Source organism: Citricoccus parietis, assembly GCF_042433045.1.
GTDB lineage: Bacteria > Actinomycetota > Actinomycetes > Actinomycetales > Micrococcaceae > Citricoccus > Citricoccus parietis.
On the sequence record NZ_JBHLWH010000032.1, the window covers coordinates 147,576 to 165,567 of the forward strand.

Annotated in this window: 15 protein-coding genes; 11 read left to right on the plus strand and 4 right to left on the minus strand. The window is 70.3% G+C overall.

From position 1 onward, the window contains the following. The first annotated feature begins 167 nt into the window (after positions 1–167). From dut to ACFFIO_RS12255, 4 genes are all read left to right on the plus strand, one after another. Positions 168–611, plus strand: a complete 444-nt coding sequence (gene dut / locus ACFFIO_RS12240) for a dUTP diphosphatase (RefSeq protein WP_378042214.1) — start codon at positions 168–170, stop codon at positions 609–611. Between the two features lie 150 nt (positions 612–761). Beyond that, the gene (locus ACFFIO_RS12245) at positions 762–1,565 is read left to right on the plus strand and encodes a DUF3710 domain-containing protein (RefSeq protein ID WP_378042133.1); all 804 of its coding nucleotides are present in this window, start codon (positions 762–764) and stop codon (positions 1,563–1,565) included. An 8-nt stretch (positions 1,566–1,573) separates the two neighbouring features. Continuing rightward, the gene (locus ACFFIO_RS12250) at positions 1,574–1,942 is read left to right on the plus strand and encodes a single stranded DNA-binding domain-containing protein (RefSeq protein WP_378042134.1); all 369 of its coding nucleotides are present in this window, start codon (positions 1,574–1,576) and stop codon (positions 1,940–1,942) included. After that, the gene (locus ACFFIO_RS12255) at positions 1,926–2,705 is read left to right on the plus strand and encodes a DUF3159 domain-containing protein (protein ID WP_378042136.1); all 780 of its coding nucleotides are present in this window, start codon (positions 1,926–1,928) and stop codon (positions 2,703–2,705) included. Before ACFFIO_RS12250 ends, ACFFIO_RS12255 begins: the two co-directional genes overlap by 17 nt. A gap of 77 nt (positions 2,706–2,782) precedes the next feature. Here the strand turns inward: ACFFIO_RS12255 and ACFFIO_RS12260 are convergent, their stop codons facing one another. Continuing rightward, positions 2,783–3,499: a potassium channel family protein gene (locus tag ACFFIO_RS12260; protein ID WP_115931436.1), complete on the minus strand. Its 717-nt coding sequence runs from the start codon at positions 3,497–3,499 to the stop codon at positions 2,783–2,785. Beyond that, complete coding sequence (locus ACFFIO_RS12265) at positions 3,496–4,215, minus strand: potassium channel family protein (protein WP_378042137.1); 720 nt, start codon at positions 4,213–4,215, stop codon at positions 3,496–3,498. Before ACFFIO_RS12265 ends, ACFFIO_RS12260 begins: the two co-directional genes overlap by 4 nt. Before the next feature lie 223 nt (positions 4,216–4,438). On the opposite strand from ACFFIO_RS12265, the gene ACFFIO_RS12270 reads away from it, so the two are divergent. The 7 genes from ACFFIO_RS12270 (at position 4,439) to ACFFIO_RS12300 (ending at position 15,059) form a co-directional block, all read left to right on the plus strand. After that, on the plus strand, positions 4,439–6,505 hold the full coding sequence (locus ACFFIO_RS12270) for an APC family permease (protein WP_378042139.1): 2,067 nt from the start codon (positions 4,439–4,441) through the stop codon (positions 6,503–6,505). Positions 6,506–6,526: 21 nt separating this feature from the next. After that, entirely contained in the window at positions 6,527–7,993 is a 1,467-nt protein-coding gene (locus ACFFIO_RS12275; protein WP_378042141.1) for a class I SAM-dependent RNA methyltransferase, read from the plus strand. 288 nt (positions 7,994–8,281) lie between these two features. Beyond that, positions 8,282–10,981, plus strand: coding sequence for an aconitate hydratase AcnA (gene acnA, locus ACFFIO_RS12280; RefSeq protein ID WP_378042143.1), 2,700 nt, complete (start codon positions 8,282–8,284; stop codon positions 10,979–10,981). A gap of 164 nt (positions 10,982–11,145) precedes the next feature. Beyond that, positions 11,146–13,182, plus strand: coding sequence for a 1-deoxy-D-xylulose-5-phosphate synthase (gene dxs, locus ACFFIO_RS12285; RefSeq protein ID WP_378042145.1), 2,037 nt, complete (start codon positions 11,146–11,148; stop codon positions 13,180–13,182). Positions 13,183–13,187: 5 nt separating this feature from the next. Then, the gene (locus ACFFIO_RS12290) at positions 13,188–13,676 is read left to right on the plus strand and encodes a hypothetical protein (protein ID WP_378042215.1); all 489 of its coding nucleotides are present in this window, start codon (positions 13,188–13,190) and stop codon (positions 13,674–13,676) included. Between the two features lie 76 nt (positions 13,677–13,752). Next, a complete protein-coding gene (locus ACFFIO_RS12295; RefSeq protein WP_378042146.1) occupies positions 13,753–14,727 on the plus strand; it encodes an aldo/keto reductase in 975 nt (324 codons plus the stop codon). Between the two features lie 29 nt (positions 14,728–14,756). Then, positions 14,757–15,059 carry a hypothetical protein gene (locus tag ACFFIO_RS12300; protein WP_378042148.1) on the plus strand — a complete coding sequence of 101 codons (303 nt, stop codon included), beginning with the start codon at positions 14,757–14,759 and terminating at the stop codon, positions 15,057–15,059. Between the two features lie 71 nt (positions 15,060–15,130). Here the strand turns inward: ACFFIO_RS12300 and ACFFIO_RS12305 are convergent, their stop codons facing one another. Next, positions 15,131–15,673 (minus strand): QcrA and Rieske domain-containing protein, encoded by a 543-nt coding sequence (locus ACFFIO_RS12305; RefSeq protein ID WP_378042150.1) that lies wholly within the window; start codon positions 15,671–15,673, stop codon positions 15,131–15,133. An 86-nt stretch (positions 15,674–15,759) separates the two neighbouring features. Beyond that, entirely contained in the window at positions 15,760–17,961 is a 2,202-nt protein-coding gene (locus tag ACFFIO_RS12310; protein WP_378042152.1) for a 3-hydroxyacyl-CoA dehydrogenase NAD-binding domain-containing protein, read from the minus strand. Positions 17,962–17,992: the final 31 nt, after the last annotated feature.

Here is a 17,992-nt window from a genome sequence, read left to right on the forward strand (position 1 = left end):
TCTTCTAGAATCCCACGTTTCGCGTGGCAGGGTGAATCGGCGCCGTTGAACCACCGCAGGGGCGGACCGGGGTTCTCCGGTACAGTGGCCGCGTGAATCAGCCAGCAGAGTCCCTTGACACGCCTTCCGTTGACGGTGCCGTGGAGCGTCCCACAGTCGCCCTGACCATGCTCGACGACGGCATCGAGCCCCCCGCGTACGCCCTCCCGGGTGACGCCGGCGCGGACCTGCGGACCACCGAGGACGTGGTGCTGGAACCGGGCGCACGCGCCCTGGTGCCGACGGGCGTCGCCCTGGCGTTGCCCGTGGGCTTCGTGGGCCTCGTGCACCCGCGGTCCGGACTGGCCGTGCGCCAGGGGCTCAGCCTCGTCAACGCTCCCGGGACCATCGACGCCGGGTACCGGGGAGAGATCAAGGTGCCGCTGCTGAACACGGACCGGACCGAGGCGATCCGGCTGCGGCGCGGGGACCGGATCGCCCAGTTGGTCATCCAGAGGGTGGCCCAGGCACAGTTCGTGCTCGTGGACGAACTGCCGCCCTCGGACCGTGGCGCTGCGGGTTTCGGCTCCACCGGCGGATTCGGCGCGGAGGCCCCGGTACATGGGGAGTGACAGTTCTGCGGCACCGCCGTCCTGACCTAAGCTGGACGGGCCCTCCCAGCACGGACGGCCGGCCCGGTCCAGCCCGGTCGGTCGGACGGTGGCACTGGCCAGGCAAGAACCAGCATCTTCTACACGTGACACGGATTGGCAGGCACGCAGATGATCTTCGGCCGTAACCGGAACGTCAAGACCGAGACGGTCGTCCTCCCGGAGGAACTCCAGGATCCCCGGGACCAGCTGGCGACCGAGCCCGAAGCCGAGGCCACCGGCCCCTTCGACATCGCCGACCGCCCCGATGCGGACGGCCACCTCGACCTGGGATCCCTGCGCATCCCGGTGGTGAAGGACATGAAGGTTCGCCTCGACCTCGAGGACACCACCAAGCGCCTGATCGGCGTGACCCTGCAACTGGGCCAGTCCTCACTGCAGGTGCAGGCGTTCGCGGCCCCGCGGGCGGGTGGCATCTGGGACGAGATCCGCGCCGAGATCCTCGAGTCCGTTACCGTCACCGAAGGCGCCCAGGTGGGGGAGCAGGAGGGGCAGTTCGGCACCGAGGTCGTCGCGCGGATCCCCGCCAAGATGCCCGATGGATCGCCCGGCTGGCGCGTGGCCCGCTTCGTCGGCGTGGATGGACCCCGGTGGTTCCTCCGCGGCGTGGTCGGCGGCGAGGCGGCCTTCAAGGCAGACGCCGTGGGGCCCGTCAACGAGCTGTTCTCCCGCATCGTGGTCCGGCGCGGAGACGATCCCCACCCGCCGCGGGAACTGTTGCCGCTCACCCCACCCGAGAACATGCGTCCCGTGCGCCAGCCGGGTCAGGCCGGTCAGTCCGGTGAGTCGGCCGAGACCGGGTCTTCCGGGCCGGCAGGTGCACCGCAGTCGACGGGCCGGTCAGAGGCCCCGACCATCGTGGACCCGCGCCAGCGGCCGCCGGAGCGCGGGCCGGAAGTGACGGAAGTCCGCTGACACCGTCCATGTCCTCCTCCGCCGCGCCCGCCACCCCGTCCCTCCCGCAGCCGGGAACGGGCCGTGCCGCACGCCGAGGAGCCCATGGGGCTCTCGTGCAGCGCGTGGGCCTGGTGGCCGCCGTACGGTTGACGGCTGCGGCCGGACCGGTGCGTTTCGCCGTGGACCTGGTGACCGAGGCTCCCCGTCCCGGCCGGGTGTCCACCGGCGGCGAGCGGCTGCGGCTGGTATGGATCGGGCAGCGCCGCATCCCCGGCATCGAGGCCGGTCGCTGGCTGCGCGTCGAGGGTTTCCTCTCGGAGCACGATGACCTCCCCACGGTCTTCAACCCCCGTTACGAACTGCTGGCAGGAGCGCCGCATGACCCACGACCCTGAGACCTCGGGCGCACCCACGCCGCAGGACACTCCGAACGCCACACCCCCCGCCGACGGCGTGCCGCAGCGGGATGACCCGCGCGGCCAGCTGGACGCGGCCTTGCGCAAGGTCGGGTCCGGCACCGCCGTGACGGAGAACGGGGAGATCGACGTCCTGGCGACGGTCGGCGGGTGGCGTGGCCTGCTGGAATCGGTCCTGCCCTCCGCCGTCTTCCTGGTCGCCTTCATCACCACACAGAACCTGTGGGGTGCTGGCATCGCCGCCGTGGTGGTGGCCGCCGCCTTCAGCGTGGTCCGGCTACTCCAGCGTCAGAGTCCGATCCAGGCCCTGGCAGGACTGGCCGCCGTGGTGCTGTGTGTGGTGGTGGCACTGAACACGGGAGAGGCGAAGGACTACTACCTCTGGGGATTCGTCACCAATGCGGCGTATATCGCCGCGATGGCCGTCTCCGTCCTCGTGGGCTGGCCGTTGCTGGGGCTGGTGTTCGGCCTGGTCCGCAACGAGGGGATCGCCTGGCGCCAGGACCCGCAGCGGCGCCGGCGCTATGCCTTGGCCACCTGGATCCTGGTGGCCGCCCTCGCCCTGCGGCTGGCCGTCCAGGTTCCCCTCTACTTCGCCGACCTGCTGACGGCCCTGGGCACCGCACGGCTCGTGATGGGACTGCCGCTCTATGCGCTGGCCCTGTGGTTCGGCTGGCTGGTCTCCGCCCGGCAGGATGCGAAGCCGGTGTCCGAGGGCCGTCCGGACCAGCCCGGCGCCTGAACCTGTCCGCCCTCTCCGCGCCTGCTCTGTCTCTGTCGCCTATCGGCTTTTCTGCGGCTCTCTATCCGCACGGCTCTCTATCCGCGCGTCTCGCGCTGGGACAGTGATTCGCGCTGACCGCGGGCCTGCCGCTCGTCCTCGGGTACCAGGACGTCCCGCAGCCGTGACTCCGCCTCCTCGGTGGCCAGGAAGAACAGTTCGTCACCCGCTTCCATGACGTCGTCGTCACTGGGGGTGATGGGGCGGGTGTCCCGGATGATGGACACCACGGAGATGTCCTCCGGCCAGGACACCGAGCCGAGTCGGCGGCCATCGGCCCAATGTCCGGCGGGAACCGTGAACTCCACGAGCGTGGTCTGTCCTGACTTCAGCGTCAGCAGCCGCACGAGGTCACCGGTCTCCACGGCCTCCTCCACCAAGGCGGTCATGATGCGCGGCGTGGAGACGGCCACGTCCACCCCCCACGCCTCATCGAAGAGCCAGTCGTTCTTCGGGTTGTTCACGCGGGCCACGGTCCGGCCCACCCCGAACTCGGACTTGGCGAGCAGGGAGACCACGAGGTTGGCCTTGTCATCGCCCGTGGCGGCCACCAGGACCTCGGCCGTCTCCAGGTGGGCTTCCTGCAGGACCGTGAGCTCGCAGGCGTCCCCCATGAGCCACTTGACGCCTCGCAGCCCGGAGCGGGCGACGACCTCGGGCTTGGTGTCCACGAGCAGGACCTCATGGCCGTTGGCCAGCAGTTCACGGGCGATCGAGGAACCGACGGCGCCGGCTCCGGCAATGACGACCTTCATGCTCGGTCCACCTCTCCGCTGTCCTCCGTGCGGTCCTCCAGCAGGTCGGCACCGGTCTGGGGTCCGGCCGCCAGGGTCCGTTCGGCCTCGGACTGACCAGACACGGCCATCACGGCGTGCACGATGTCGCCCTGTTGGTAGAGGGTGCCGCCGGTGGGGACGATGCCCTCGCCCATGCGCGTGACAAAGGCGACGCGGAGGCCGGCCTCGGCCTCCAGCTCGGTCAGGGGGTGCCCGATCCAGGCGGGGGAGACCCGCACCTCGGTCATGATGATCCGCCCAGAGGCGTCCCTGAAGTCTCCGGCCAGGTCTGCGTCCGGCAGGATCCGGCGCAGGACCTGGTCCGTGGACCATCGCACGGCAGCCACCGTGGGGATGCCGAGCCGCTGGTAGACCTCTGCGCGGCCCGGGTCGTAGATCCGGGCAACGACGTGTTCCACACCGAAGGTCTCGCGAGCCACGCGGGCGGCGATGATGTTCGAGTTGTCCCCCGAGGAGACAGCGGCGAAGGCGTAGGCATCGTGGATCCGGGCCTTGGTCAGGGCGTCCCGGTCGAACCCGACGCCGGTGACCCGCTGTCCGCCGAAGTGCCGTCCCAGACGCCGGAAGGCCCGCTCGTCCTGGTCCACCACGGCGACTGTGTGACCGCCCCGCTCCAAGGTGAGGGCCAGGGAGGAACCGACGCGGCCGCAACCCATGATCACGAAGTGGGCCATCGGATTCCCTCCTGTTTCACCGGCCTGGGGCCTCACCCTGATGGAGCGGCACGGACCCGGCTGTGCGGTCTTTCGAACGGCTGGCGCCGCCAGCGAGTCCAGTGTGCCACGCTCGGACCGCCCGCGGACCTCGGCATGCCGTGCCGGCCTGCCCCTCGCCCGTGACGATGGCGTGGACGGCGTGTGGGTGGAGCGGATCGGTGGGCGCGGTACCGTAGTGCGCGTGGCAAGGGTCCTGGACAGCATGCGCCGTCTCCTCGTGGGCCGGCCCTACGACACGGAGCGGTTGAACCGCCGGCCCCTGGGCCGGTTCACCGCCCTGCCCGTGTTCTCTGCGAACGCCTGGTCCTCCATCGCCTACGCCCCGGACGAGATCCTGCTGACCCTGGCGCTCGGCGGCACGGCCGCACTGGCGCTGGGTCCCGAGATCGGCGTGGCCGTGGTGGCGGTGATGCTGCTGATCGTCGTGTCCTACCGGGTGGCCATCCGGGCCTACCCCGAGGGCGGAGACTATGCGATCTCCCGGGCCAACCTCGGGCCGTGGGCGGGCCTGACGGTGGGGGCCGCCATGATGCTCGACTTCGTCTTCACGGTGGCGGTGTCCATGGCTGCCATGGCGCACTACCTCGTTGCGGCCGTCCCCGCGCTGGGAGGTGCGGAGACGGCGGTGGCCGTGGCCGGCGTCGTGGTCCTGGCCATGGCGAGCATCCGCGGTGCCGGACGCGGACGGGTGACCCCCGCCGTGCTCGCCTTCGTCTTCCTCGCCCTGCTGTTCGGCATGATCGTGGCCGGCCTCATCCAAGACGTGACGGGCACCCTGGGACCGGCGACGTCGGCCGGGGTCGAGCCCGTGCCCGATCCCGCCTTCTCCGAGGGGCTGGGCGGCCTGGCGCTGGCGGTCCTGGTGCTGCGGGCGTTCTCCTCCGGCTCGGCGCTCGCCACCGGTGTGGAGGTCCCGGCCTCGAATGTGGGCGCCATGGCCAAGCCGAGGGTCCGCCTGGCCCGGTCCGTGATGCTGGCGATGGGCCTGACGGCCGGCGCGTCCACGATCGGGGTGATGTACCTGGCGGACCGCACCGGGGTGGTGTTCGTCCTGGACCCGTCCGGACTGCAGGCCGTCGGCGGTGGCCCGGTGTCCGAGGACTATGTGCAGAATCCCGTGCTGGCCCAGCTGGCCAACGCGATCCTGGGCCACGGCGGGATCCTGGCCGGTGCCCTGATCCTGATGGTCGCGGTGCTGTTGGTGCTGGCCGGCCACTCGGCGTTCAAGTCCTTTCCGGAGCTGGCCTCACGGCTGGCGGCGGACGGTTACCTGCCCCGGCAGCTGCTCACCCGTGGTGACCGCCTGGGGTACACCAACGGCGTCGTGCTGCTGGCCCTGGCCGCACTGGCCCTCGTGGTCGTCTTCCAGGCCCAGACCGCACTGCTCGTCCAGCTCTACGTCATCGGCGTCTTCCTGTCCTTCACCATCAGTCAACTGGGCATGGTGCGGCACTGGAGCCGTCACCTCGCACACACGCCCGGAGTCCGGGCCCGTCAGGCCGTCCGGACCCGGCGGCTGGTGAACCTGGTGGGGCTCGTGGTCACCGCCCTGGTGGCACTGGTGGTCCTCGTGACGCGGTTCGGCCAGGGGGCCTGGGTGGCCCTGCTGGCGATCGCGGCGATGGTGTTCGTGATGTCCCGGATCCGGGGGCACTACGAGGCGGTGGCCTCCGAGCTCGACCTGACCTCGACCGAGGACGCGAGGGCGCTGCCCTCCCGGGTCCATGCCGTCATCCTGGTGATGTCCGTCCAGCGGCCCACGCTGCGGGCCCTGGCCTATGCCCGCGCCTCACGGCCCTCCAGCCTGGAGGCCGTCGTGGTGGATCTGGACAAGCAGTCCACCGGCAAGCTGGTGATGGCCTGGGACCGGCTCGGCCTGCCGGTGCCGATCACGGTGCTGGCCTCGCCCTACCGGGAGATGTCCGAGCCCCTGATCCGCCACCTGCGGGCCCTGCGGCGCACCTCGCCACGGGACCTGATGGTCGTCTACATCCCCGAATACGTCGTCGGCGGTGGCTGGCAGGCCCTCCTGCACAACCGGACCACCAAGCGGATCAAGGCGCGCCTGCACCACGAGCCGGGCGTCATGGTCGCCTCGGTGCCGTGGCAGCTGGCGACGACGCGGCGGGGGGCGGGCACGTCGCCCCGGCCCGGCACATCCGCCCCGCCGACCGGACCCTGGACCGGCCCAGTAGAGTCTGGGGTACAGGGCAACGGATCCCCGGCCGATCAGGCCGACCGCCCATGACTGCTCAGGAGGACGGCGAGGATGACCACCATCCGCGACACCAGCAATGTTGACGTAGCCCGCCAACCGGTGCACGGTGCATCCGGGGCGGCCGGGTTGCCGGAGATGCCCCAGATCCTCGAACTGGAGGCGGGGCCGATGGCCCACGGAGGTCACTGCGTGGCCCGGCACGAGGGGCGCGTGGTGTTCGTCCGCCACGCCATCCCCGGGGAAGTGGTCCGCGCCGTCGTGACCGAGGCGGGGGAGGGCGCCCGGTTCTGGCGTGCCGATGCCATTGAGGTGCTCCACGGCTCCGAGTTCCGCCGGACCCACCAGTGGAAGCTGGCCGACTCCCTGCGCGCGCACGCCGCCGGACGGCTGCCCGTGGGCGGTGCCGAGTACGGGCACATCGTGCTGCCGCACCAGCGGCGCCTCAAGGCCCAGGTGTTCCGGGACACCGTGGCCCGGATCGCCGGACTGCAACTCGAGGTGCACGTCACCGGGGCGCCGGGGGACGATCCCTCCGGGCTGCACTGGCGCACCCGCAATGCCTTCGCCGTGACGCCCACCGGACGGCTGGCCATGCACGCGCACCGCTCCACCGTGCTGGTACCGGTCCGGAACATGCCCCTCGGCGTGCCGGGCCTGGACGCCCTCAAGCTCTGGGAACTGGACTTCACGGGGATCACCCGGGTGGATGTGGCCACGCCCGCCTCGGGCGAGCCGGCCCTGGTGCTGCTCACCCCCGCTGATGCTGCCGACCTGTCTCAGCTGGGCGGTCGGATGCACCGGCAGACCAGCCGGCTACCGGACGGCACCTCCGTGGCGCTGATCGTGCCGGGCGAGAACCCGAACGACCGGCCGGAGGTGCACCGCCTGCGCGGCCGGACCTGGACCCAGGAGACCGTGGCCAGTGCCCTCGGGGCCGACCGCGCCTTCCGGATCACCGGGGACGGCTTCTGGCAGGTCCACCGTTCGGCTCCCTCCATGCTGGTCGACGCCGCGCTCGCAGCGGCAGATCCGCAGCCAGGACAGGTCATCGCCGACCTGTACGCCGGTGCCGGACTGTTCTCCGCGTTCCTGGCGGACCAGGTCGGGGCCGAAGGGCTGGTGCTGTCCGTGGAGGCCGCACCGGGAGCCAGCCGGGACGCCCGGCGCAACCTGCACGGTGTCGCCCAGGCGGCCGTGCTCAACGGCATGACGGACCGGGTGCTGGGCGGCTGGCTGGCCAAGCCGGACCAGCCGGTCGCCGACTGCGGCCTGGGCGGGCGCTCGATCGACACGGTGGTGCTCGATCCGCCACGGGCGGGCGCCGGCAAGACGGCTGTCGAGCGGATCCACCGACTGGACCCGGAGAGGATCGTCTACGTCTCCTGCGATCCCGCGTCCTTCGCCCGGGACCTGGGGCTGTTGTCCCAGGCCGGCTGGACCGCGGAGAAGGTCGACGTCTACGACCTCTACCCGGACACCCACCACATGGAATCCGTGGCCCTCCTCACGAAGTCCTGACCACGTTGCCGGAGTCAAGAAAACATGCTGCTCCGTCAAGAACGCCCTAAATCTCCCCGTCACGCATGACATCTACGCGGGTGAAGCGCGGGATCCGGCCCTCCCTCGGGATAGGATGGTGAACGAGCCCCCTGTGACGGAGTCGTCAGACTCCGGCCCAGGATCGGCATGTGGCCGCCACCATCGGTCCGGGACCGCCCGCACGCGGTGCCGGGAGGCCCGGTGGAACGGCAATGGCACTCAAGACCGGCCAATCGCCCTGACCCAGGGCGGGAAGAGGAGTCCTCCGTGACTACTGTTGACAGCTTCGGCTCCAAGGGCGTCCTGGACGTCAATGGCGCCGAATACGAGATTTTCCGGCTCAACAAGGTGGAGGGTGCACAGAAGCTCCCCTATTCCTTGAAGGTCCTGTTGGAAAACCTGCTCCGGACCGAGGACGGCGCGAACGTGACCGCCGAGTCCATCAAGGCCCTGGGGTCCTGGGACCCCAACGCGCAGCCGGACACCGAGATCCAGTTCACCCCCGCACGCGTCCTCATGCAGGACTTCACCGGCGTGCCCTGCGTCGTGGACCTCGCCACCATGCGCGAGGCCATCAAGGACCTCGGCGGCGACGCCAACCGCGTGAACCCGCTCGCCCCGGCCGAGCTCGTGATCGACCACTCCGTGCAGATCGACTCCTTCGGCAACGACCAGGCCATCGAGCGCAACATGGACATCGAGTACCAGCGCAACGGTGAGCGGTACCAGTTCCTGCGCTGGGGTCAGACCGCCTTCGACGACTTCAAGGTCGTCCCCCCGGGCATGGGCATCGTCCACCAGGTCAACATCGAGAACCTCGCCCGCACCGTCATGACCCGCGAGGTCGACGGCGTCCTGCGCGCGTACCCGGACTCCTGCGTCGGCACCGACTCGCACACCACCATGGTCAACGGCCTCGGTGTGCTGGGCTGGGGCGTCGGCGGCATCGAGGCCGAGGCGGCCATGCTCGGCCAGCCGGTCTCCATGCTCATCCCGCGCGTCGTCGGCTTCAAGCTGACCGGCTCCATTCCGGCCGGTGCCACCGCCACGGACGTGGTGCTGACCATCACCGAGATGCTGCGCCAACACGGCGTGGTCGGCAAGTTCGTCGAGTTCTACGGTGAGGGCGTCGGCTCCGTGCCGCTGGCCAACCGCGCCACCATCGGCAACATGTCCCCGGAGTTCGGTTCCACCGCCGCCATGTTCCCGATCGACCAGGTCACCCTGGACTACCTGCGCCTGACCGGCCGCTCCGAGGAGAACATCGCCCTCGTCGAGGCCTACACCAAGGAACAGGGCCTCTGGCACAACGCGGACGATGAGGTGCAGTACTCCGAGTACCTCGAGCTGGACCTCGGCACCGTGGTGCCCTCGATCTCTGGCCCGAAGCGCCCGCAGGACCGTATCCAGCTGACCGACGCCAAGGACCAGTTCCGCAAGGACATCCACAACTACGCCACGGAGGACGAGGCCGGCTCCGGCCGTCCGTCCAAGACGGTGGACGTGGCCATGGAGGACGGCCGTGAGTTCCATCTGGACCACGGTGCCGTCTCGATCGCCTCCATCACCTCCTGCACCAACACCTCCAACCCCTCGGTGATGATGGCCGCCGCCGTGCTGGCCCGCAACGCCGTGGAGAAGGGTCTCACCTCGAAGCCCTGGGTGAAGACCTCCGTGGCCCCCGGCTCCCGCGTCGTCACCGAGTACTACGAGAAGTCCGGCTTGGTCCCCTCGCTGAACGCGCTGGGCTTCAACATCGTCGGCTACGGCTGCACCACCTGCATCGGCAACTCCGGTCCGTTGGAGTCCGAGATCTCCCAGGCCATCCAGGACAACGACCTGTCCGTGACCTCGGTGCTCTCGGGCAACCGCAACTTCGAGGGCCGCATCAACCCGGACGTGAAGATGAACTACCTGGCCTCCCCGCCGCTGGTGGTCGCCTACGCCCTCGCCGGCACCATGGACTTCGACTTCGAGAATGATCCGCTGGGCCAGGACTCCGCGGGCAAGGACGTCTACCTCAAGGACATCTGGCCGGACCCGACCGAGGTCCAGCAGATCATCGACCGCTCGATCGACACCGAGATGTTCACCCGCGAGTACAGCACCATCTTCGACGGTGACCACCGTTGGAAGGCGCTGGAGACCCCTGAGGGTGACACCTTCGCGTGGGACGCCGAGTCGACCTACGTCCGCAAGCCCCCGTACTTCGAGGGCATGCAGGCCCAGCCGGAGCCGGTCCAGGACATCGAGGGCGCCCGCGTGCTGCTCAAGCTCGGCGACTCCGTGACCACGGACCACATCTCCCCGGCCGGTTCCTTCAAGTCGGACACCCCGGCCGGAAAGTACCTGCTGGAGAACGGCGTGGAGCGCAAGGACTTCAACTCCTACGGCTCCCGCCGTGGCAACCACGAGGTGATGATCCGCGGCACGTTCGCGAACATCCGCATCAAGAACCAGCTCCTGGACGGCGTGGAGGGCGGCTTCACCCGCGACTTCACCCAGGACGGCGCCCCGCAGGCCTATGTCTACGACGCCGCCCAGAACTACGAGGCCGCCGGCACCCCGCTGGTCGTCCTCGCCGGCAAGGAGTACGGTTCCGGCTCGTCCCGCGACTGGGCGGCCAAGGGCACCGCGCTGCTGGGCGTCAAGGCCGTCATCACCCAGTCCTTCGAGCGCATCCACCGCTCGAACCTGATCGGCATGGGTGTGCTTCCGCTGCAGTTCCCCGAAGGCGAGTCCGCGGACACCCTCGGCCTGGACGGCACCGAGACCTTCGCCATCTCCGGCGTGACCGCCCTGAACGAGGGCACCACCCCGAAGACGGTCAAGGTCACCGCCACCCACGAGAACGGCAAGGTCACCGAGTTCGACGCGGTCGTCCGCATCGACACCCCCGGTGAGGCCGACTACTACCGCAACGGTGGCATCCTGCAGTACGTGCTGCGCCAGATCGCGACCAAGTGATCGTCAGCCGGCTCCCCACACCGTGGGGCCGGCGGTAAAGCGGACCGAAGGGCCGGACCCCCATGTGGGGGTCCGGCCCTTCGTCCTCTGGTGGTTCCCGCCGCGCGGTATTCTGGTGGGAGTTGTTGTGATATTCCCTCCCCGGACGAAAGGACCGCTTGCCCGTGGGCCTTCTCGAAGCGATCCATACCCCGCAGGACCTCACCCGTCTCACTGATGGTCAGTTGCGGCAGTTGGCCGAGGAGATCCGCAGTTTCCTCATCGCCAACGTCTCCCGCACCGGCGGCCACCTCGGCCCGAACCTCGGTGTGGTCGAGCTGACCCTGGCGATCCACCGGGTCTTCGACTCGCCCCGGGACGCCGTCATCTTCGACACCGGGCACCAGTCCTACGTGCACAAGCTCGTCACCGGTCGCCAGGACTTCTCCACGCTGCGCCAGGAGGGCGGGCTCTCCGGCTACGGGGACCGCGGCGAGTCCGTCCATGACGTGGTGGAGTCCTCCCACGCCTCCTCCTCCCTGTCCTGGGCGGACGGGATCTCCCGCGCCTGGGCTCTGCGCGGGGAGGGGGACCGCTCCGTGGTGGCCGTGATCGGCGATGGCGCCCTGACGGGCGGTATGGCCTGGGAGGCCATCAACAACATCGCCGCGGATCGTGACCGGCGCGTCGTGATCGTGGTCAATGACAACGGACGCTCCTACGCGCCCACCGTCGGCGGGCTCGCCAACCAGCTCTCGGGGCTGCGCCGGGCCTTCCTGGACAAGCTCCGCACCCACCGCAGCTACGAGGACACCCTCGACTTCTGGAAGTCCCGGCTGCAGACCTCCGGCACGGCCGGGCGGTTCGTGTACAAGTCCCTGCATGCCACGAAGAAGGGCATCAAGGACTGGTGGGCTCCCCAGGGCCTGTTCGAGGACCTGGGGATGAAGTACATCGGTCCCATCAACGGCCACGACCAGTCGGAGCTCGAGGAGGCGCTGGCGGACGCCCAGAACTACGCCGGCCCCGTGATCGTGCATGCCATGACCGAGAAGGGGCACGGCTATGCCCCGGCGGTGGCCCACCAGGATGATCAGTTCCACGCCATCGGCAAGATCGACCCGGAGACGGGAGAGCCGGTGGCCTCCAGCTCCGGCCCCTCCTGGACGTCCGTGTTCGGCCAGGAGATCTGCGCGATCGCGGATGAGCGCGAGGACATCGTGGCCATCACCGCGGCGATGAAGATCCCCGTGGGCCTGGGACTCATGGCGGAGAGGCATCCGCAGCGCGTCTACGACGTCGGGATCGCCGAGCAGCATGCCGTCACCTCGGCCGCCGGCATGGCCTTCGGCGGTTTGCATCCGGTGGTCGCCGTGTATGCCACCTTCCTCAACCGTGCCTTCGACCAGGTCCTGATGGACGTCGGCCTGCACCGGGCCGGGGTCACGTTCGTCCTGGACCGGGCCGGGGTCACCGGGCCGGATGGGCCCAGCCACCACGGCATGTGGGACCTGGCCCTGCTGCAGTCCGTGCCCACCCTGCGCATCGCCGCACCCCGGGATGCCCAGCGGCTCCGGGAGGAACTGCGTGAGGCCGTGTCCGTGGAGGATGCGCCCACGGTCGTGCGTTTCTCGAAGGGGTCCGTGGGGCCGGAGATCGCCGCGCTGGAGCGGCTCGCGGACGGCGTGGACGTGCTGGTCCGCCTCGGAGCCGCGTCCGAGGAGCCGGGGACTGAACGTGATGTCCTGATCGTCGCCGTCGGGACCATGGCCGAGCTGGGCTTGGACGTGGCCGCCCGGCTGGCCGACCAGGGAATCTCCGCCACCGTCATCGACCCCAGGTGGGTGCTGCCCGTGCAGGAATCCGTGATCGAGATGGCCTCCCGTCACCGGATCGTCGTCTGCATCGAGGACGGGGTGAAGGCCGGCGGCGTCGGCTCGCGGATCCGCCAGGAGATGCGCGCCCGCGGCGTGGATACCGCACTCAACGAGGTCGGCCTGCCGGTGGAGTTCCTGGCCCACGCCTCCCGGGACCAGGTGCTCGAGCGCACCGGCCTGACGGCGCGGCGCATCGCCCAGGACACGGTGGCCCAGGTCCTCGGCACGAAGGTGCCGTTCGCGCGGCCGCTGACGGGTCAGATGAGCCAGGTCCGGGCGGCCGGGGACACCGGCGGCAAGGATGTCAACACGGGCCAGATCACGTCAACGGAGGGCAACTCTTGAGCATTGTGCGTACCTACCGGCGGTCCGAGCAGGACGGCCAGCAGCGCCTGGACTACCGCGAGGCGTGGTTCGCGCCCGGCAGCGGGGAGATCGTGGTCCACCACGGCCGGATCGGCAGCACGGGCACGACGTCGGCCGAGCAGGTCGCGGACGACGCCACCGGTGAGGAGCTGCTCGCCGGCTTCGCCGCGCAGTGCGCGGAGGACGGCTTCGCCGTTCTCCCGGAGGAGGAGCTGAAGCACGTCGAGGTGTCCTACCGGCTGAAGGGTGCGGAGCCGACGGCTGTGGAGACCGCCCTGGTGGCCAAGCTGCGCGGTGAGATCACGAATCAGCTGGCCTGGCGCGGCCTGGGTGAGGTCGTGGAAGAACGCTCGGAGTCCGGCCGCGTCGTCTTGGACGTGGCCACGCCGCACCGGCGCAAGGCGGCTGCCGAGATCCCGGCCGCCGCCAAGTTCGCGGGCGTCCAGCCCTCCCGCGTCACCACCTCCCGCTGAATCTCCCGCTGCATCGGAGTTGCTGCGGCCCTCTCGCCGTGGCCCGCCGACCCCACCACTCGAAGGATTGAATCCCATGGAACACCGCCGTCTCGGGCGCTCCGGCCTGTCCGTCTCCGTCGTCGGGCTGGGGTGCAACAACCTCGGCCGCCCCGGCACCGTGACGGAGAGCCAGGAGGGGACGGACGCGGTCGTGCACGCTGCCCTGGACGCCGGGGTGACGCTGTTCGACGTGGCGGACACCTACGGGGCGAGCCCCGGCCTGAGCGAGGAGCGGCTGGGACGGGCCCTGGGCGCCCGGCGTGAGGAGATCGTCCTGGCCACCAAGTTCGGCATGGACATGGGTGGCGTCAACGGCAACGACTTCGGGGCCCGCGGCTCGCGCCGGTACATCGTCAGGGCCGTGGAGGCCTCGCTGCGGCGGCTGGGCACGGACTGGATCGACCTGTATCAGTTCCACACCCCGGATGACGCGACGCCGGTCGAGGAGACCCTCTCCGCCCTGGACGACCTGGTGCGCTCAGGCAAGGTGCGGTACATCGGTCATTCCAACCGGGCCGGGTGGCAGATCGCCGAGGCCGAGTTCGTGGCCCGCGGGCTCGGGACCGAGACGTTCATCTCCGCCCAGAACCACTACAACCTGCTGGACCGCCGCGCCGAGCTCGAGGTCCTGCCCGCGGCGAGGGCCTTCGGGCTCGGGGTGCTGCCGTACTTCCCGCTGGCCAACGGCCTGCTGACGGGCAAGTACTCCTCCGGCCGGGCGCCCGAGGGCTCGAGGCTGACGCACAGCCGCCAGCACCTGGTCTCGGATGCGGACCTGGACCAGCTCGCGCGGTACGGTGACTTCGCCCGGGACCGGGGGCTCTCCGAGGTGGACCTCGCCTTCTCCTGGCTGGCCGCCCAGGAGCCGGTCACCTCCGTGATCGCCGGGGCCACCCGGCCGGAGCAGGTCCGCCAGAACGCCGCGGCCATCCGCTGGGTGCCCACAGCCGCCGAAAGCGCCGAGCTGGACGGGATCTTCCCGGCCGCCGCGAAGATCGCCCTGTTCTAGTGTTATCTGTTCTCCTGGGAACTGGTCTTATGGGCGCCGCCGGGTCGACGTTCGGCCTCAACGCCGTGGAGATCCTGCTCTGGATCGTGGTCATCGCCGTGGTGGGGATGCTGGTGTGGTCCCTGGTCTCCCTGTCCCACTCACCCCTGGACCCGGGGCGGCGCATCCCGTGGGCCTTCATGATGTTCCTGCTGCCCGTCCTGGGGCCGGCGGTGTGGCTGTGGTGGCGGTACTACTACTACCCGCGCCGCAAGGCCGAGCAGCCGTCCTGGGACCCCAACAGCAACCGGGTCATCGTCAACCCACCGCGGCGCCCGAACGCCCGGGACTAGCCCTCCAGCATCAGGTACACCGGCGTCACCTGAATCAGCGTCGTCTACAGGGTCACGAGGACCGGCGCGGTCTACAGGGTCACAAGCACCTGGTCACCGTCCACGGTGGCGGTGTATGCGGTCAGCGGCTTCTGGGCCGGTCCGCCGTAGGGGGCTCCGGTGGCCACGTCGAAGTGCGAACCGTGGCAGGGACAGGCGAAGACCTCCTCGCCGTTCTCGGTGGAGGGGGCCACGGTGCAGCCCTGGTGTGTGCAGACCGCCGAGAAGGCATGCACCTCGTCCTCCGCCGGGCGGCTGATCAACAGGGTCCGGCCCTCGACCCTGACGCTGGTCATCCCGCCGACGGGCAGGTCCGCCAGCTCGACCGCCGGCGTCGGGGAGCCGCCCACGTGGTGCGAGGGGGCGTTGTCCTCGGCGCGGATCTCGTCCGTGCACGCCGTCAGTCCGACGGTGCCGACCACCCCCACGGCACCGAGGAGCGCGCCGCGTTCCAGGAAGGACCTGCGGGAGGGGCCGCAGCCGCCGCAGGGGGCGCCGGCGTCGTGCCGGTCCTGCGGTCCGGTGGGTCCGGTGGGTCCGGCGGATCCGGTGGAGGAGTGGGGAGCGGAAGTCATCCCTCCATTATCCGCCGTCCGCGGCCGGACGGCGAGCAGCCCGGAGGTGGTGTCGGCCGCTCTCGTGGTGCCCGGGGTGGCGCCCGTCAGGCGTGGAACCGACGGCCGTTGACCCGTTCGGAGGCCCCCACCTGGTCGAGGTATGGCGTGATGCCGCCCATGTGCATGGGCCAGCCCGCGCCGAGGATCATGCAGAGGTCGATGTCCTCGGCATCCGCCACGACCCCCTCGTCCAGCATGAGGCCGATCTCCTGGGCCAGGGCGTCCTGGACCCGGGCCAGCAGCTCCTCGGCGGTCTCGGGGGAGTCGCCGAACTCCAGGACCGCCCGGGTCTCGGCGGGGATGACCTCCTGGCCGTGATCCCGGTTTTCCCCGTCCTGCGCCCACAGGGACGTGATGCCGGCGTCGATGAGCGACTGCAGGTTCTTCGACACCGGGAACCGCTCGTCCCCGAAGGCGGCGTTGAGGGACTCGGTGACATGCTGGGCCACCGGGATGCCCACCATGGACAGCAGGGTGAACGGCGTCATCGGCAGGGCCATCGGATCCAGGGCGTGGTCGGCCACGGCGGCCTCCGTGCCCTGGTCGAAGGAATGCTGGACCTCGCCCATCATCCGCAGCAGGATGCGGTTGACCACGAAGGCGGCGGCATCCTGGACCAGCACGGCGGTCTTGCCCAGACCCCGGGCGGTGGCGAAGGCGGTGGCGAGCACCGGGTCGGTGGTGGCCGGCCCGCGCACGATCTCCACCAGGGGCATCACGGCCACGGGGTTGAAGAAGTGGAAGCCGACCAGCCGCTCGGGATGCTCCAGTCCGGAGGCCATCTCGGTCACGGACAGGGACGAGGTGTTGGTGGCCAGGATGCATTCGGGGGTGACGACGGCCTCGACCTCGGCCAGCACCGCCTTCTTGACGCCCATCTCCTCGAAGACGGCCTCGATCACCAGGTCGGCATCGGCGTAGACGTCTTTGGCAACGGAGCCGGTCACCAGGGACTTCAGCGCCTCGCCTTGGCCAGCGGGCAGCTTGCCCTTGGCCACCAGCGTGTCCACCTGCCCGTGCACGTGCCCGAGGCCGCGGTTCACGCGGTCCTGGTCGACATCCGTCATGACCACGGGGACCTTCAGCCTCTGCGCGAAGACCAGCGCCAGCTGGCCGGCCATGAGGCCGGCGCCCACCACGCCGACCTTCCGAACCGGACGGGCCAGTTCGGGGGAGGGGGCGCCAGCCGGCTTCTTGGAGCGCTTCTGGACCACGTCCAGGAAGGCGTAGACGGTGTGGGCGAACTCGGGGGTCAGCATCAGCTCACCCAGGGCGGCGGCCTCTGCGGCGGCCGATTCCTCCCGGGACCAGTGACGGCCGGCGGCGAAGAGCTCCATGACCTTCACCGGCGCCGGCACGTATCCGCCGGTCTTGGCGGCCACGATCGCCTGGCCCTCGGCGATGGCCTCGTCCCAGGCCCGGTCGGAGTGGTCGCGGTCCCGCTGCTGCTCCAACGCGGCCATGGTGCCGGCGTCCCCGGTCAGGATCCGGGCCGCCCAGGCCGCCGAGGCCTCGATGAACACGGCCGTGTCGGCAGGATTGGCGGCCGGATCGAAGATCGCGTCCGCCAGGCCGATGCGGTGGGCGGTGCGGCCGTCGATGTTGCGGTTGTTCGCCAGCGGGTTCTTGATCATCACCGTCAAGGCGTCCTTCGGGCCGGTGAGCCGCGGGGTCTTCCACACGCCACCCCAGCCGGGGATCAGGCCGATGAAGGCCTCCGGCAGGCCCAAGCCCTTCGCGGCGGAGGAGACGGTGCGGTAGTTGGCCGCCAGAGCGATCTCCAGACCGCCGCCGAGCGCCACGCCGTTGATGAACGCGAAGGAGGGCACCGGGAAGTCGGACAGGCCGTTGTAGACCTCGTGGCCGAGCCGGCCCAGCAGGACCCCGTCCTGCTGGTCGGTGAGCCGGTTGACGGCCCCCAGGTCCGCACCGGCGACCAGGAAGCCGGCCTTGCCCGTGACGGCGACGGCGGTGATCTCGCCGCGGTGTGCACGTTCGGCCTGGGCCTCGAGCACCTGGCCGATCCCGATCAGGGAGTTCGGGCCCAGGGTCGTGGGGCGCCGGGGGCCGGAGTCATTGTCCAGGACCAGGAGCGCCAGGGTGCCCGCGCCGTCGGGAAGGTCGACGTCCGTCACCGTGGCCCGCGTGAGGATCTCGTCCGGGAATCTCGCGGCGAGGCCGCGGTACGGGGCGAACCGGTCTCCGTTCGCGTCAGTGGTGGACGTCGGGACGACTGGCTCGGACATGCTGCTCCTGAGTGGGAGGGACGGGCGTTGA

What these genes read in the sequence shown, in the direction of transcription:
- ACFFIO_RS12310 (WP_378042152.1), bottom strand. Translation starts at nt 17,961, where the DNA reads ATGTCCGAGCCAGTCGTCCCGACGTCCACCACTGACGCGAACGGAGAC.
- dut (WP_378042214.1), top strand. Translation starts at nt 168, where the DNA reads ATGCTCGACGACGGCATCGAGCCCCCCGCGTACGCCCTCCCGGGTGAC.
- ACFFIO_RS12250 (WP_378042134.1), top strand. Translation starts at nt 1,574, where the DNA reads ATGTCCTCCTCCGCCGCGCCCGCCACCCCGTCCCTCCCGCAGCCGGGA.
- ACFFIO_RS12255 (WP_378042136.1), top strand. Translation starts at nt 1,926, where the DNA reads ATGACCCACGACCCTGAGACCTCGGGCGCACCCACGCCGCAGGACACT.
- ACFFIO_RS12275 (WP_378042141.1), top strand. Translation starts at nt 6,527, where the DNA reads ATGACCACCATCCGCGACACCAGCAATGTTGACGTAGCCCGCCAACCG.
- ACFFIO_RS12245 (WP_378042133.1), top strand. Translation starts at nt 762, where the DNA reads ATGATCTTCGGCCGTAACCGGAACGTCAAGACCGAGACGGTCGTCCTC.
- ACFFIO_RS12300 (WP_378042148.1), top strand. Translation starts at nt 14,757, where the DNA reads ATGGGCGCCGCCGGGTCGACGTTCGGCCTCAACGCCGTGGAGATCCTG.
- ACFFIO_RS12295 (WP_378042146.1), top strand. Translation starts at nt 13,753, where the DNA reads ATGGAACACCGCCGTCTCGGGCGCTCCGGCCTGTCCGTCTCCGTCGTC.
- ACFFIO_RS12260 (WP_115931436.1), bottom strand. Translation starts at nt 3,499, where the DNA reads ATGAAGGTCGTCATTGCCGGAGCCGGCGCCGTCGGTTCCTCGATCGCC.
- ACFFIO_RS12265 (WP_378042137.1), bottom strand. Translation starts at nt 4,215, where the DNA reads ATGGCCCACTTCGTGATCATGGGTTGCGGCCGCGTCGGTTCCTCCCTG.
- ACFFIO_RS12305 (WP_378042150.1), bottom strand. Translation starts at nt 15,673, where the DNA reads ATGACTTCCGCTCCCCACTCCTCCACCGGATCCGCCGGACCCACCGGA.